Annotated in this window: 17 protein-coding genes; 7 read left to right on the top strand and 10 right to left on the bottom strand. The window is 67.1% G+C overall.

The genetic code is table 11. The annotated features are described in order from the left end of the window. Positions 1-89: 89 nt before the first annotated feature. The 5 genes from B4K74_RS08085 to B4K74_RS08065 form a co-directional block, all read right to left on the bottom strand. On the bottom strand, positions 90-710 hold the full coding sequence (locus tag B4K74_RS08085; RefSeq protein ID WP_286692511.1) for a glutathione S-transferase family protein: 621 nt from the start codon (positions 708-710) through the stop codon (positions 90-92). Positions 711-771: 61 nt separating this feature from the next. Continuing rightward, positions 772-1,200 (bottom strand): DoxX family protein, encoded by a 429-nt coding sequence (locus tag B4K74_RS08080; RefSeq protein ID WP_286692510.1) that lies wholly within the window; start codon positions 1,198-1,200, stop codon positions 772-774. After that, positions 1,197-1,961: a DNA-binding domain-containing protein gene (locus tag B4K74_RS08075; RefSeq protein WP_286692509.1), complete on the bottom strand. Its 765-nt coding sequence runs from the start codon at positions 1,959-1,961 to the stop codon at positions 1,197-1,199. Before B4K74_RS08075 ends, B4K74_RS08080 begins: the two co-directional genes overlap by 4 nt. Further along, a complete protein-coding gene (locus B4K74_RS08070; protein WP_286692513.1) occupies positions 1,958-2,806 on the bottom strand; it encodes a DUF692 domain-containing protein in 849 nt (282 codons plus the stop codon). The genes B4K74_RS08075 and B4K74_RS08070 overlap by 4 nt, the downstream gene beginning before the upstream one ends. Continuing rightward, the gene (locus B4K74_RS08065) at positions 2,806-3,096 is read right to left on the bottom strand and encodes a DUF2282 domain-containing protein (RefSeq protein WP_286692508.1); all 291 of its coding nucleotides are present in this window, start codon (positions 3,094-3,096) and stop codon (positions 2,806-2,808) included. The genes B4K74_RS08070 and B4K74_RS08065 overlap by 1 nt, the downstream gene beginning before the upstream one ends. A 161-nt stretch (positions 3,097-3,257) precedes the next feature. Between B4K74_RS08065 and B4K74_RS08060 the strand changes: the two genes are divergently transcribed. Next, a complete protein-coding gene (locus B4K74_RS08060; RefSeq protein ID WP_286692507.1) occupies positions 3,258-3,812 on the top strand; it encodes a sigma-70 family RNA polymerase sigma factor in 555 nt (184 codons plus the stop codon). After that, positions 3,802-4,434 (top strand): DUF1109 domain-containing protein, encoded by a 633-nt coding sequence (locus tag B4K74_RS08055; RefSeq protein ID WP_286692506.1) that lies wholly within the window; start codon positions 3,802-3,804, stop codon positions 4,432-4,434. Before B4K74_RS08060 ends, B4K74_RS08055 begins: the two co-directional genes overlap by 11 nt. A gap of 4 nt (positions 4,435-4,438) precedes the next feature. Here the strand turns inward: B4K74_RS08055 and B4K74_RS08050 are convergent, their stop codons facing one another. Continuing rightward, positions 4,439-5,710, bottom strand: a complete 1,272-nt coding sequence (locus B4K74_RS08050; protein WP_123287595.1) for a NupC/NupG family nucleoside CNT transporter — start codon at positions 5,708-5,710, stop codon at positions 4,439-4,441. Between the two features lie 168 nt (positions 5,711-5,878). Between B4K74_RS08050 and B4K74_RS08045 the strand changes: the two genes are divergently transcribed. Both B4K74_RS08045 and B4K74_RS08040 read left to right on the top strand, forming a co-directional pair. Beyond that, complete coding sequence (locus tag B4K74_RS08045) at positions 5,879-8,173, top strand: pre-peptidase C-terminal domain-containing protein (RefSeq protein ID WP_286692505.1); 2,295 nt, start codon at positions 5,879-5,881, stop codon at positions 8,171-8,173. A gap of 66 nt (positions 8,174-8,239) precedes the next feature. Next, positions 8,240-9,148 carry a DUF4349 domain-containing protein gene (locus B4K74_RS08040; protein ID WP_286692504.1) on the top strand — a complete coding sequence of 303 codons (909 nt, stop codon included), beginning with the start codon at positions 8,240-8,242 and terminating at the stop codon, positions 9,146-9,148. On the opposite strand, the gene B4K74_RS08035 is transcribed toward B4K74_RS08040, so the two are convergent. Beyond that, the gene (locus B4K74_RS08035) at positions 9,145-10,020 is read right to left on the bottom strand and encodes a branched-chain amino acid aminotransferase (RefSeq protein WP_286692503.1); all 876 of its coding nucleotides are present in this window, start codon (positions 10,018-10,020) and stop codon (positions 9,145-9,147) included. The two genes, B4K74_RS08040 and B4K74_RS08035, sit on opposite strands and share 4 nt — an antisense overlap. 82 nt (positions 10,021-10,102) lie before the next feature. Between B4K74_RS08035 and B4K74_RS08030 the strand changes: the two genes are divergently transcribed. The 3 genes from B4K74_RS08030 to B4K74_RS08020 are packed head-to-tail and all read left to right on the top strand — an operon-like array spanning position 10,103 to position 12,719. Further along, positions 10,103-10,837, top strand: a complete 735-nt coding sequence (locus tag B4K74_RS08030; RefSeq protein ID WP_286692502.1) for a response regulator — start codon at positions 10,103-10,105, stop codon at positions 10,835-10,837. A 24-nt stretch (positions 10,838-10,861) separates the two neighbouring features. Continuing rightward, positions 10,862-12,205, top strand: coding sequence for a sensor histidine kinase (locus tag B4K74_RS08025; RefSeq protein WP_286692501.1), 1,344 nt, complete (start codon positions 10,862-10,864; stop codon positions 12,203-12,205). A gap of 25 nt (positions 12,206-12,230) precedes the next feature. Continuing rightward, positions 12,231-12,719 (top strand): hypothetical protein, encoded by a 489-nt coding sequence (locus B4K74_RS08020; RefSeq protein WP_286692500.1) that lies wholly within the window; start codon positions 12,231-12,233, stop codon positions 12,717-12,719. On the opposite strand, the gene B4K74_RS08015 is transcribed toward B4K74_RS08020, so the two are convergent. From B4K74_RS08015 to B4K74_RS08005, 3 genes are all read right to left on the bottom strand, one after another. Continuing rightward, complete coding sequence (locus B4K74_RS08015) at positions 12,708-13,520, bottom strand: pyrroline-5-carboxylate reductase family protein (protein WP_286692499.1); 813 nt, start codon at positions 13,518-13,520, stop codon at positions 12,708-12,710. The two genes, B4K74_RS08020 and B4K74_RS08015, sit on opposite strands and share 12 nt — an antisense overlap. 107 nt (positions 13,521-13,627) lie before the next feature. After that, positions 13,628-14,131 carry a YbjN domain-containing protein gene (locus B4K74_RS08010; protein ID WP_286692498.1) on the bottom strand — a complete coding sequence of 168 codons (504 nt, stop codon included), beginning with the start codon at positions 14,129-14,131 and terminating at the stop codon, positions 13,628-13,630. Positions 14,132-14,220: 89 nt separating this feature from the next. Then, entirely contained in the window at positions 14,221-14,523 is a 303-nt protein-coding gene (locus B4K74_RS08005) for an accessory factor UbiK family protein (protein WP_286692497.1), read from the bottom strand. Positions 14,524-14,598 lie beyond the last annotated feature (75 nt).

The following is a 14,598-nucleotide window of genomic DNA, read 5'->3' as shown; positions in this document are numbered from 1 at the left end:
ATCCGGGGAACTCTTCGGTTGAGGTTGGTGCTTCGCAACCCCAGCTTCTCAGCCCACCCCCGGGTGAACAACCTTCATAGCTTCGACACCTAGACTCCGGCGCTGGCCGCCGGGCGGGCCCGGCAGGCGTCCAGCCAGCGGTTCAGGTTCTCCAGCTCCGCCGGGGGGCGGTATTTGATCAGGCGAGCAAAATCCAGCCCGACGACGGCGACGATGTCGGCGATGGTGAACCGGTCCAGCGCCATGAACTCGCGCCCGTCCAGATGGCGGTCCAGCGTCTTCATGAAGCGCTCGGCGGCGACGCGATTGTAATCCGCCACCTGGGGCTGGGGCGTGGCCTCCAATACCGCCAGCGCGGGGTGGGTAAACCGCACCGTCAGCATGACCGGATTGGCCAGATAGAATTCGCAGCGCCGCGTCCACATCTCGACGATCGCCTGTTCGCGCGCGTCGACCCCGAACAGGTTCGGCTCGGGATAGATGGACTCCAGATAGCGGCAGATGGCGACCGACTCCGAGATACAGGTCCCGTCATCCAGCTCAAGCGCCGGGACATGCGGCACCCCGACCTTCGCCCGGTATTCCGGCGTCCGGTGCTCCCCGGCCAGCAGATCGACCTGCACGACCTCGATGTCCGTAATGCCCTTTTCCGCCATGACCCAGCGCACACGGCGGGGGTTGGGTGCGCGGTGGCTGTCAAAAAGCTTCATGGATCCGTCCCTCGGTTGCTTATCGAAACCTAGGGAAGGCCGCTCCGCCGGGCAAGTCGCATCAGTCGAGCTTCAGCAGACGATCCAGACTCCACCCCCCGGGTCCGCGCGCCAGCAGATAGACCAGCGGTCCCGCCCACAGCAGATGCGTGGGCCAGCCGGTCGGCACGACAAACAGCTGGATCACCAGCGTCATGACAATCAGGCCGAGCGCCGAAAACCGGGTCAGCAGTCCCAGCACCAGAAGAACGGGCAGCAGATGCTCGGCATAGGTCGCCAGATGCGCCGCAAGGTCGGGGGACAGGAAGGGGACGTCATATTCCTCGGCGAACAGATACTCGGTCGAGGGCGACAGGGTCAGAAAGCCCTCCACCTTGGTCCGCCCGGACAGGAAGAACGGCACGGCAATGCCGACCCGCAACAGCAGGGCGATCAGGCTTTCGGGAACGGCGGCCGAAAGCCGCTCATGGAGGTGGGACAGACGGTTCATGCTCGGGCCTCGGGTTCGGATGTCAGAAAAACGTCCGCCGCAATCAGGCTGGCGAACAGGGTGGGAATGGATTGGGTGCGGTCGAGCCGAGCGGCCTGATCGGCGGCGATGCCGAGAGGGCGGCCCTTCTGGCAGGCTTCCAGAAAGGCGAACTCGGCAGGATTGATAAGGCGCGCCCGGACATGTCCTGCCGTCCTGTGGATCATCAGGGCCTCGGCGCGGGGCTCCCATACCAGCGGCCCCGGGGCAGCCTCAGGATAGCGATGGGCCAACCACAGCGACGGCACCGTCCAGTCAAACCGGAACAGCCGCACAGAGGGATGTAGCCCGACGGACAGACCCGTCAGCGCCGCGCCCAGAGCGCCTGCCTCGGCAGGCGTCATCACCGCCGCGTCTGCCGCAACATGCGCCTCGGTCCAGGCCCGGTCCAATCGCGCGCAGGGCGCGAGATAAGGCAGGTCCTGCGCCGGCTCGAAGGTCGCCAGCCAGTCCGGAAAGGACGCGCCATAGGTCACCATTACCGGATCGTCGCCGGGGTGTTCCTGCGCGAACGCCAGTGCTGCCGCCCTGAACCAGTCCGCACCGACCAGCTGGACCACGGTCGGAAAGCTGGCCTCAAGTGCATCGATCCGCGCCTTGAGGGCCGTGTTGCGATAGACGCCGATCGCCGCCCGGGTCCGGTCGTCCACGACAAGATGAGGCAGGAGCGCTTCGGTGTCTCCGGCGAGCGCCGCCTCGAAGGCCGTATGGAAGGCGCTCATGCGGCCATCTCCAGATCGGTCAGGACAGCCGCGGCGCGGGCCTGCTCTGCCAGAAGGTCTGAGAACCCGGGCACATCGCCATCGCGCTCGATCAACGTCGGGCGCGGTCCGATCCGTTCGATCAGGCGCCGGTACAGCGCCCAGACCGGCTCGGCCACCGGGGAGTCATGACTGTCGATCAGCAGGACATCCCCGAGAGCCGCATCGGGCCTGTGTCCCGCCAGATGTATCTCGCCGACCAGGTCTCCGGGCACCCGGTCAATCCAGACCTCCGCCGACGCGCCCATATTGGTGGCGCTGACATAGACATTGTTGACGTCGACCAGCAGGCCGCAGCCCGTGCGTCGGGCGATCTCGACGAGGAAGTCCACTTCGTCCCACCGATGGTCGGCGAGGGCCAGATAGGCGGTCGGATTCTCGATCAGCAGGCGCCGGCCCAGCGCCTCCTGGGCGTCATCGATATGGGCGCAGACCCGCGACAGCATCTCTGCATTGCGGGGGATGGGCAGCAGATCGGGGTGATAGACACCGCCCCGGCGCGACCAGGCCAGATGCTCGGACACCACGAACGGCTCGTACCGGTCAATCAGGCTGCGGAACCGCGCCAGGTGACCGGCATCGGGTCGCTCGTCCCCGGCGAGCGACAGGCCCACGCCGTGCAGCGATAGCGGGCGCGTGGCCCGGATCGTCTCCAGCCAGGTCAGACGTGGCCCGCCCTCGACCATATAGTTCTCGGGATGCACCTCGAACCACAGGCCATGCGTGGATCCGGCCGCCGGACAGGCCGAGGCCTCGGCATAGTGCTGGGGCTTGAGACCCAGTCCGGCGGTCGGGACCGTCACGATCAGCGATCCGCGATGGGGGTCAGCGAACCGTTGCCGCGCGGCGTCTCGATCGAGGTGCAGGTGCCCTTGGGCACCAGCTTCCAGGCGTTGCCCTGATAGTCGCGGGTCGAGGTGCCGGCACACGACGTGCCCGGACCGGCGGCACAGTCATTCTGGCCCGCCTTTGCGATGCCGTAGCATTTCTCCATCTCGCGCTCCTGCGAGACGCGGCCGCTGTCGGCCATGGCCGTGGTGGCTCCCAGCGCCAGCAGGGCACCGGCGCCGACAAGGATTTTCGCCGAAGTGTTCATGGTCTCATCTCCTGAAAGCGACCGTCCGCATCGGATCGGCCTGACAGGAGGGAGTTCGACCGGCGGCACAGGGCGGTTACCGGGTCGCCCAGAAAAATATTTCGTCGCCACGGGGCGCCTTCGATGTAACCTTTTCTCCAGTCGACCGAACTGGGAGAGGCGTGATCGACAGGGAAGCCGAGCTCAAACGTCTCATGATCCGGGGCCTCGACGGCGACCCGGTGGCCTGGCGCATGCTTCTGACCGAAATTCGCCCCGCCCTCGCCGGTTTCCTCCAGCGTCGGCTCGCGGGGCATGAAGCCGACACGGAGGACCTCGTGCAAGACTGCCTGATCGCCATCCACGCCAAGCGCGCGACCTACGACCGGACGCGGCCCTTTACGGCGTGGGCCTATGCGATCGCGCGTTACAAGCTGATCGACCACCTGCGTCGACAGGGGCGTCGCGTGTCCATCCCGATTGAGGACGCGGATGTGCTTCTGGCCGACCATACGGTCGAGGACGGCGTGGTCCGCCGCGACCTTGGGAAACTGCTGTCGATCCTGCCCCGACGCCAGCGGCGTCTCGTCGAGGATGTGCGCCTCGGGGGTTTCAGCGTGGCCGAGGCCGCGGCCCGCAACGGCTTCACGGAGGGCGCCGCCAAGGTGAGCGTCCACCGCAGCCTCAAAGCGCTGAACGCCAGCATCCAGCCCCCCGAGGTCAGTCATGAAAACTGACGACCTGATCGACGCCCTCGCAGCCGGGATTGAGCCGGTACGGCCGGCCCGGATTCATCCGCTGTGGATCGCTGCGGCCTTCGCCGCCTCGGTCGGCGGCGTCCTGCTGCTGCTCGGTCTGCGCCCAGACCTGTCGTCGGCCATGACCGGGCCGACCTTCTGGCTCAAGGCACTGTACACAACGGCGATGGCCGGGGTGGCGCTGGTCCTCGTGACGCGGCTGGGGCGGCCCGGGGTGGCCGCTCGCCGCGCCCTCTATGGGGTCTTCGGCACCGTAGGGGTGGCGCTGGTGGTTGCGGGGGTCGAACTGGCGCTGACGCCGACCGCCGACTGGACCCGGTCCTGGCTGGGCCTGACCTGGACCTATTGCGCCCGGAACATCCTGATGATGTCTGTCTTTGCAGCCCCGCTGATCTGGCTGGGGGCACGCCCCCTGGCCCCGACCCGCCCGATGGCCTCAGGCGCCGCGCTGGGCCTCCTGACCGGCGCCATCGCCGCCACGGCCTATGGTCTGCACTGCCCCGAGGCCACGGCGCCGTTCGTAGCGACTTGGTACACGCTGGGCATGGCCCTGGCCGCGGCCATCGGGGCGGTCATCGGTCGTTTCGCCCTGCGCTGGTAAGTCCCTAGCCGAAGACGGCCGCAGGCATCAGCCCGACCACCGAGGCTGTCATCAGTGTGGCCATGAAACCGGCCGCCAGCGCTTTCCAGACCAGACCCAGCACCTCGGTGCGGCGCTCGGGCATCAGCACCGACAGGCCGGTCACCGTGATGCCGACTGAGCCGATATTGGCAAAGCCGCACAGGGCGTAGGTCATCAGCATGCGGGTGCGCTCGCTGATCGCCTCGGGCGGCACACGGCCCAGCTCGATGAAGGCCACGAACTCGGTCAGGGTCAGCTTGACGCCCAGCAGACGCCCCGCCTCTCCCGCATCGGTCCATGACACGCCGGTCAACCAGGCGACCGGCATGAACAGCCAGCCCAGAACCCGCTCGACCGACACCGGATCCCCGAACAGCCAGAAGCCCCCGATCATCACATTGACCAGCGCCACCAGCGCCACGAACACGATCAGCACCGCCGAAATGTTCAGCACCACCATCAGCCCATCCGAGGTGCCCTTGACGATGGCATCGATCGACGAGTCGTATTTCAACGAGGCGGAGTAGTCGGCGACCGCGCCACCCTGCCCCGGGATTTCGGGGATCATGATGCGCGCCAGCAACACCCCGGCAGGCGCCGATACGATCGAGGCGACCAGCACATGGCCCGCCGCATTGGACAGGACGGGTGCCAGGATCGCGGCATAGGCCACCATGGTCGAGCCGGCTACGGTCGCCAGCCCCACCACCATCATCAGGAACAATTCGGACCGGGTCAGCTTGTCCAGATAGGCGCGGATGACGATCGGGCTCTCGATCATACCGAGGAAGATGTTGGCCGCCACCGCCAGCGCCGAGGCCCCGCCCAGCCCCATGGTCCGCTGGAACAGCAGGCCAAAGCCATAGGTGATCGCCTTCAGGATCTTCCAATGCCACAGCAGCGCCGACAGGGCCGAGATCACCAGAATCAACGGCAGGACCTGAAAGGCAAAGGTGAACAGGGCCGGCTCACTGGTAACGGCGTAGGGTTGGTCGCCCCCCGCCAGATAGCCGAACACGAATTTCGCCCCCTCATTGGTCGCCCGACCCAACGCATCCACGGACCCGGTGATGGCGGCCAGCACGGCCCGCGATCCTGGCAGGGCGAACAGCGCCAGCACGAGCGCGGCCTGCACCGCCACCGCGCCCAGCGCCAGCCGCCAAGGGAACCGCTTGCGGTCTTCGGACAGCAGCCAGCAGACCACGACGATGACGATCAGCCCCAGCGCGCTCTGGGCATTCAGCGTGGTGAACATGGGCTCTCCCCCGGCCACGTCCCATCGCAGCCCTCCCCCGGCTTGAACGCCACAGCGGGCGAACTGGCAAGAGGAAGCTTCATCCAGCCCGCGTCGTCAGGTTCAGACAGGCTTGCCGCGCCGCATACCGTTGATAGGGTGGCCGCAATCCTGGGGGAGGCCTGCACCATGTTCCGTTCGATCCGGCTTATCGGCGAGGCCAACATGGGCCTCAGGTCACTGGCTTTCGGCATGGCCGTGGCTCTTGCGGGTCTGACAGCGCTCGCCTCTCCGGCCGCAGCCCAGGACCCGATCCGGCTGGGCGGCGAGGTTCAGGGGCGGTTTCAGGACGGTGATGCCCAGCTGACCTCGGGCGAATATGTCGACGTCTACGTCTTCGAAGGGCGCGCCGGTCAGCAGGTGACGGTCCAGATGTCGTCTTCCGATGTCGATTCCTACGTCATGATCCGCGGCCCCTCGGGCTTTACCGAGTTCAACGACGACCGCGACGACGGCGATGTCGATTCCCGGCTGACCGTGCGCCTGCCCGCCAACGGCCAGTACCGGATTCAGGCCACCACCTTCGCCCCCGGGGAAAGCGGTCGCTATACGCTTAGCCTTCTGGAGGGTGCCGGTCCCACGATCTCCGCCCAGGGCGGCGGTCGCGCGCAGGACGGCACCGCCAATGCGGGTCAGCTCAGCACCTCGGACGACGCGATTTCCAGCGGGGAGTACGCCGACAGCTGGTCTTTCACCGGCACGCCCGGCCAGACATATGTCGTGCGGCTCAACTCGGCCGAGTTCGACCCCTATCTGATGGTCCGCGGCGACGGGGTCGAAGAGGACAATGACGACGATCAGACTGGCCGGGGCAGCCGCAACAGCCGCATCGAATTCGTCATGCCCGACGCCGGTGAAGTCTCGATCATCACGACCAGCTATGAGGTCGGTGAGACGGGCGCCTACACCCTTGTTCTCGAAGAAGCCGGTGGCACCACAGCCTTAGCCTCGACGAACGGCTCCACCGTGCGCCCGGGCCAGGCCGTCACGGGCACGCTGGAGGTCGGCAACGACACCCTGCGGTCCGGCGAATACATGACCGTCTACACCCTGAATGGGCAGGCCGGCGATCACATCGAGCTCACCCTGCGCTCGGATCAGTTCGACCCCTATCTGTTCGTGCATGGTCCGGGGGACTTCGCGGTCGCCAACGACGATGACGACACCGGCGAGGACGGCGTCAACAGCCGTCTGGTCCTGACCCTCCCGGCCAGTGGCGAATACCAGATTGTCGCCACCAGCTATGCGCCCGGCGAAACCGGCACCTATCGCCTGAGCGTGTCGAACAGCGACGCCGGCAGCGTCGAGACCGCCGTCTCACCGCGCGCCGGCAACAGTTTCGCCGACGGGGTCTCCCTGTCCGGCATGCTCTCGGCCAGCGATGAGCAGCTGACCACCGGCGAATACGCCGACCGCTATGTCATCTCGGGGCAACGCGGGGACCGGGTGGCGCTGGATCTGCAGTCCGACGCCTTCGACACCTATCTGTTCCTTCGCGGGCCCGATGATGTGTCCGCCGACAACGACGACGGCCCGAACGGCACCAACAGCCGTATCGACATGACCCTGCCCGCCGACGGCGACTACACCGTCTCGGTGACCAGCTTCCAGCCCGGAGAGGTCGGGCCCTATAGCCTGACAGCGGGGCTCAGCATGGGCACGCCGCGTCAGGCCGGTGTTCAGGGCGGCCCGCGCGTCTTTGCCATCATGGTCGGCGTCTCGGACTACGGCGGCTATTCGTCGGACCTGGCCTATACCGCCGACGACGCCCTGAAATTGGCCGAGGACCTGCGACGCGAGGGCGTGCTCAATCCGTCCAGCGTCGTGCTGACCGATGCCGACGCCACGGTCGGAGGTGTGCGCCGGGCTTTCGCCGAGGTCGCCGCCCAGGCCGGGCCGGATGACATCTTCCTGTTCTTCTTCTCCGGCCATGGGTCGCAGCAGTCGGTCGCGGTCAGCGGCAATGAACTGGACGGGCTGACCGAGACCATCGTCCTGCGCGACGGCCAGATCACCGACACCGAAATGGCCGAACTGTTCGCCACCCTCGATACGCGTTTGTCGTTGATCGTGCTGGACAGCTGCTTCTCGGGCGGCTTTGCGCGAAACGTCGTCAACCGCCCCGGCGTGATCGGCCTGTTCAGCTCGGAAGAAGACCTGACGAGTCAGGTGGCCGTGAAGTTCCAGGCCGGGGGCTATCTGTCCCACTTCCTGCGCTCGGGCCTGACGGGCGAAGCCAACTATGACGGCGACGACCTGATCACCGCCGGTGAACTGACCACCTATCTGCGCCGCCAGTTCGCCGCCGAAGTCATGGACGTCCAGACCCAGACCATGGACGGCCAGCGCAGCTATCAGCACCTGGTGGTCGAGCGCGGTGGCGTTCAGGTCGACGACGTCGTGATCCGGATCGGTCGCGGATAGGGGTCATGCTTTCGCCCTGATCACCGCGCCTCATCACGACTTCGTGATCGGATCGAGGAGGGTGAAATGCGACGGACACTCGTGCTGGGGGCCATGGCGCTCTGCCTTGCGGCCTGTTCGGGCGGCGATGACCAGGCGGCGGACTCTTATGAAGGCGCAGCGGCCGAGATCGCCCCGGCGGCACCGGTCAACCTGGAACTGGCCAAAGACGCAGCCTCGATGGACGCCGACGGGGGCGAGGCCTCCCCGGCCCCGGTCCAGCCCGCCAATACGATTGCCTATGCCTATTTCTATGGCCTTGAGCTGCCCTCCGACCGGGTCGCCGAGGTCCGGAGCCGTCACGAGGCCGCCTGCGTCGAGGCCGGGCCGCTCGTGTGCCAGCTTCTGGGCTCCGAGACCCAATCCTATGGAGACGACCAGTCTTCGGCCACGCTGCGTCTTCGGGCCACCCCGGCCTGGCTGACGGGATTTCGGGCCGGGCTTGCAGAGGATGCCGATGAAGCGGGCGGTCGGATCGCCCAGTCGCGCACCGACGCCGAGGATCTGAGCCGCTCTCTGACCGACACCGAAGCCCGCCTGCGGGCACTCGAGACTCTGCGCGATCGCCTGCAACAGCTGCTGGCCACGCGCAGCGGTCCCCTGGAGCAGTTGCTTCAGACCGAGCGCGAACTGGCCCGGGTTCAGGGTGAATTGGACGCGACCCGCTCGGCCCTGGCGGTCCTGCGTGACCGCGTGTCGATGTCACAGCTGACGGTCACCTATCAGTCTGAGAGCCGCTTTGCCTCGAACAGCGTCTTCAGCCCGGTCGCCGACGCGCTGGGCAACTCCCTGCGGGTCTTCATGGCGACGCTGGGCGGCCTCATCTATCTGGTCGCCGGCCTGCTGCCGCTGGCGCTCATCTTGGTGCCGATTGGCTGGCTGGTGTTGCGGTGGGTGCGCATCCGTCGGGATCGACGAACACCCAAGGCGCCCTAGGCGCGCCGCACCAGCCGGGAGTAGCTGTCCATCAGGTCCAGGGTCAGCGGGCCCGGCGTGAAGCGATATTCGCCGATCTCGCTGACCGGCGTGACCTCGACCGCCGTGCCGGTCAGAAAGCACTCGCTGAAGGTCGAAAGCTCCTCGGGGCGGATGTGACGCACGACCACCTCAATGCCCTTGGCCTCGGCCATGGCGATAACCGTCTGGCGGGTGATGCCGTCCAGGATGGCGTCGATCGGCGGCGTGTGAATCACCCCGTCCTGGACGAAGAAGACATTGGCCCCGGTCGCCTCGGCCACATAGCCGCGCCAGTCCAGCATCATGGCGTCGGCAAAGCCGCGCTTTTCCGCCGCCGTCTTGGACAGGGTGCAGATCATGTAGAGGCCCGCGGCCTTGGCCGCCGTCGGGGCGGTCATCGGGTCGGGCCGGCGCCATTTGGCCCATTCCAGACGGATGCCCTTTGCCTTGGTCTCGGGGTCGAAATAGCTGGGCCAGTCCCAGACGGCGATCGCCACATGCACCTTTGTCTTGCCGGCCGAGACGCTGACCTGCTCGGGCCCACGATAGGCGACCGGCCGCACATAACAGTCCCGAAGGCCCATCCGCTCGCACGTTGCCTTGCAGGCGGCGTCGATCTCGGCCACGCTGTACGGAAGTTCGAAATCCAACAGCTCGGCCGAGCGGCGCAGGCGCTCGCTATGTTCAGTCAGCTTGAAGATTTCGCCATCGTACATACGCTCACCCTCGAACACCGACGAGCCATAGTGCAGGGCATGGGTCAGAACGTGCGTTTTCGCGTCGCGCCAGGGCACGAAGTCGCCGTCCATCCAGATCCAGCCGTCACGGTCGTCGAAAGGAACGAAGGCCATTGAACAAAGTCTCCTTTAGCTGTGTGCCGGTTAGAGCCGCCGAGGCCGTTCAGGTCAACGCCACCCAGACCGGGGGGATGCAATGAGCGCGTCTGACGGTCGATCGAACGGGCGCTCCGGCCCGGTCGCCGCAGGCTCGGGGCGGCATCTGCTGATCGTCGATGACGACGACCGGATTCGTGACCTGCTCAAGGAGTATCTGGCGCGCGAGGGTTATCGTGTGACCGGCGCCGCACACGCCGCTGCGGCCCGTCGCCTGATGGAACTGATCGAGTTCGACCTGGTCGTGCTCGACATCATGATGCCCGGCGAAAGCGGCCTCGACCTGACCACCTGGGTCCGCAACAAGGCTGAAACGTCCCAGACGCCCGTGCTGCTGTTGACTGCACGTGGCGAGGCCGGCGACCGCATCGAGGGCCTGTCGCGCGGCGCCGACGACTATATGTCCAAGCCCTTCGATCCGCGCGAACTGGCGCTGCGGATCGACGCCATCCTCAGGAGGACCGGCGGCAAGCCCCTGACCCCGCGCGAGATCAAGCTGGGCGACGCCGTCTTCGACATGGAGCGGCTGGAGCTGATGCGCGACGGCCGGCCCCAGCGCCTGACCGAGGCCGAAGCACAGTTGCTGAAGACGTTGGCGATCCATGCCCATGCCCCGGTCGAGCGCATGGCCCTGTCGCCCGACACGGCCGACATCACCGGTCGCGCCGTGGACGTTCAGGTCACCCGCCTGCGTCGCAAGCTCGAGGCCGACCCCAAGAACCCCCGTTATCTGCAGACCGTGCGCGGCGTCGGCTATATGCTGGCTCCGGACTGACGCGCGGCGAGACGGGCCCGTTCCATGAAACTCCTCCCGTCCACGGTCTGGACACGCTTCCTCAAGCGACGGCTGCCGACTTCCCTGTGGGGACGGTCCCTGCTGATCATCGTCTTGCCGGTCCTGGTCATGCAGGTATTCGTCACCTGGACCTTCTTCGACGCGCACTGGCAGACGGTGAATGCTCGCCTGTCGGAAGGTTTGGCGGGAGACATCGCCTGGGCGGTCGAGACCTATGCCGAGGACCCCACGCCGGAGGGACTTGAGACCCTGGCCGGACGGGCCGAACGCACCCTGTCCCTGTCCGTCGCCTGGCAGGAGGCCACGACCCTGCCCGAAAGTGTCCGCCGCGGGCCCATAGGCGTCGTCGACCGGGCGCTCGAGGCCGCGCTGGCATCCCGCCTCGACCGACCCTTCTGGTTCGATACGACGCGTTACCCCAACTACATCGACATCCGGGTCCAGGTCGGTGACGGCGTCATGCGCATTATCGCCCCTCGCGAGCGGGCCGTGGCGACCCAGGCGCACATCTTCGTCGTCTGGTTGCTGGCCGCCACCGTGCTGCTGATGTCTGTCGCCATTCTGTTCATCCGCAATCAGGTGCGGGCCATTGAACGTCTTGCCGCCGCCGCCGAAGCCTTCGGGCGGGGCGAGACCCGTGAGCGGTTCAAGCCGCACGGCGCGCGCGAGGTTCGGGCCGCCGCGCGGGCCTTCATGGACATGCGCGACCGCATCCAGCGCCATATCGACCAGCGCACGGCCCTGCTGGCTTCGGTCAGCCACGACCTGAGGACGCCCCTGACCCGGCTGCGGCTGGAGCTGGCCCTCGCACCGCCCTTCAAGCGAGCCTCGGCCATGCAGGGCGACCTTGATCAGATGGAGCATATGATCGACGAATATCTGGCCTTCGCCCAAGGCGAAGCCGGCGAAGCCAGCGACACCCTTTCGGTCGCCGATCTGCTGGATCAGGCGGCTGAGGATGCCCGCCGGATCGGCGCAACCGTCGAGGTGGACGTGCCTGAGGCGTTGACCGTCAACGTCCGTCCCCTCGCCTTCCGCCGTGCCCTGACCAATCTGGTCGGCAATGCCGCAGCCCACGGCGACACCGTGCGTCTGTCTGCCCGCCGTCTGCCCTCAGGCGCCACCGAGCTCGCGGTCGAGGACGACGGACCCGGCATCCCCGAGGATATGCACGAAGAGGCCTTCCGCCCCTTCTCCCGCCTCGACGCCTCGCGGAACCAGAATCGCAAGGGCGTGGGCCTCGGCCTCGCCATCGCCCGCGACGTCGCGCGAGGGCACGGCGGCGACATCACCCTCGACCGCAGCACGCTGGGCGGCCTGATGGCGCGGATTCGCCTTCCGGGTTAGTATGGGGCTCCACAGGAGATCACCCATGCGCCGCTTTGCCTTCTTTGCCCCACTGGCCGCCGTGACCCTCATTGCCGGGGCCGCCGCCGCCCAGAGTCCCGACGTCACCGTCGTGCTAGGTCCTGGCCTGATCGAGAAGGCCGATGAACTGGGCGAGCGCGACCTGCTGCAACAGGCCGATCAACTGGCCGTCACCGTCGAACGGGCGCTGGCCCGCGAGCAGGCCCTGACGGGCGCCACCATCTCGCTGGTTCTGGTCGATATCCGCCCCAACCGCCCGACCTTTGCCCAGCTGGCGGCCCAGCCCGGCCTCGACGGCATGCGCAGCAAGAGCATCGGCGGCGCCACCATCGAGGGCGAGGTCACCCTGGCCGACGGCACCCGCTATCCGGTCCGCTATGACTGGTATTCCTCAAGCCTTGCAGAGGTGCGGGGCTTCACGACCTGGCAGGACGCCAGCCACGCCTTTGACCGGTTCGCCCGCCGGCTGGCGACGGGCCGTCTAGCGGGATAGGTCGCGGGCCTTGGCCACGGCGGCGCTGACGGCGGCGGTCGCGGCCCGCGCGGCCCCTCCGTCGGCCTCCAGCGCGTCCAGACCGGCGCGGGTCGTGCCACCCTTCGAGGCGATGCGTTCGATGGCGTCCTCAAGGCTTTGCCCGCCCGAGACCCCCGCTGCAGCCGAGCGCAGGGCCCCGCGAGCCAGCCGCACCGCCGCGTCCGGCTTCAGTCCCTCGGCCTCGCCCGCCCTGGCAAGCGCCTGGATGAAGGCGTAGACGAAGGCCGGGGCCGATCCGGCCACGCCGGTCGCCGGGTCCAGCAGATCCTCGGCCTCCAGCGGCACCACATCTGCCATCCCTTCGAACAGGGCGGTGGCCACGTCCCGGGCCTTCTGGTCCGGTGAATAGAGGCCGGCCACGCCCTGACGCTGTGCCACAGCCGTGGTCGGCATCAGGCGCGCAACGGGACGGCCACCGACGGCCTTCTGGATGTCATCCAGCCGCACGCCCGCCATGACCGAGGCAACGACGGCATCTTCGGGGATGACATCGGCAAAGGGCTGCAGTGCCTCGCGCCAGACGGCCGGCTTGATGGCCAGAACCAGTATGCCGACGCCCTTCATCTGCTCCGGCGACGGGTTGATGGTCGCGCCCGCCGCCTTGGCCTGATCGGTCGCGGGGGTCTCGTATTGTTCGATGATCTTCAGCCGATCCGCCTTGAACCCCGGGGTCGCCAGCCAGCCCTCGACGAGGGCCGAGCCCAGCCGTCCGCAGCCGATCAGGGCGATATCCGTATCCAGGGTAAAGGTGTCAGTCATGCAGTCTCCACATCGGTGAGGGCCCGAACCGGGCCGGTCATCTGTGCGGAGTGCCTAACATGGCCGGTCGCGGCCCGCCAAACTGGCGCACAGCGTCCCGAAGGGGATCAGGCCGTGCCGACGGTCTGGAACATGCAGGCGTCAATAGCATCCTGGGGCTTGCGTCCGCCGCGGACAAGGTAATCAAAGGCCGGGAAATAGCGGTCGGCCGCATCGATGGCCGCATCGATCATCGAGGCCGCCTGCGACAGCGTCGGACGCTCGCCGTGCGGCAGGGCCAGGGCGTGACGGAACACGATCTCCTGGTCCTCGCTCCACAGTTCGAAATGGCCCAGCCAGGTGCGCTGGTTGATCAGGCCGATCAGCTCATGCAGGGCCGGGCGGCGTGTCTTGCCGACCCGAAGGTCCAGCGCGCAGCACAGTTGCAGACAATCCCCTTCGGGACGCCACGCGAACCACAGCTCATAATCCTTCCAGTCGCCCGCCAGGGCAAAGGCCAGATCGCCCTCTGCGGTGCGGTCAAACGGAAGATTTTCAGCCGTCAGAACATGTTCGACCACATCGAGGGGATCGAAGGTTGTTTCCACCTCGTCCGGTCTGACCATGTCCATTCAGAGAGTCCTGTCTTTCAGAAGGTTACCGGGAAGACCCCGGGAATCGCCCTCAGCACGCTGACGGTAGGCCTGTTCGCGGATTCGGCTCAACCGGCTGCGTCCCCGGGGGGAAGATCGCCTGTGGACGTTCCCTTTTGAGGCTTGTTGCGGGTGCGTTTGGCGGGTGCAGCCCCGCCTCCCTTCAACGCGGCCAGTTCGGCGCGCAGCGCCTTGACCTCGGCCTTCAGGGCCTCGAACTCGTCGCGACGCACCAGATCCAGATCTGCGACCATGCGATCCGTCTGGGCGCGCATGGCGGATTTGGCTTCTTCGCCCGCCGCCTGGGCCAGGCCCATGGCGCCGGTCGACAGCCGGGCCAGTTCGTCGAGAAGCGGATTGCGGGTCTGCATAGCGGGTCTGCCTTGATGCCTGTCCCGACGCTGGGCTGCGCCGGTTTCCAGAGGGTTAATGAAATCTTGCATTGG

This window comes from Brevundimonas sp. UBA2503, from assembly GCF_002341485.1.
In the GTDB taxonomy this organism is placed as follows: domain Bacteria; phylum Pseudomonadota; class Alphaproteobacteria; order Caulobacterales; family Caulobacteraceae; genus Brevundimonas; species Brevundimonas halotolerans.
Note: the sequence above shows the minus strand (reverse complement) of the source record. Positions and strands in the feature narration are given on the sequence as shown.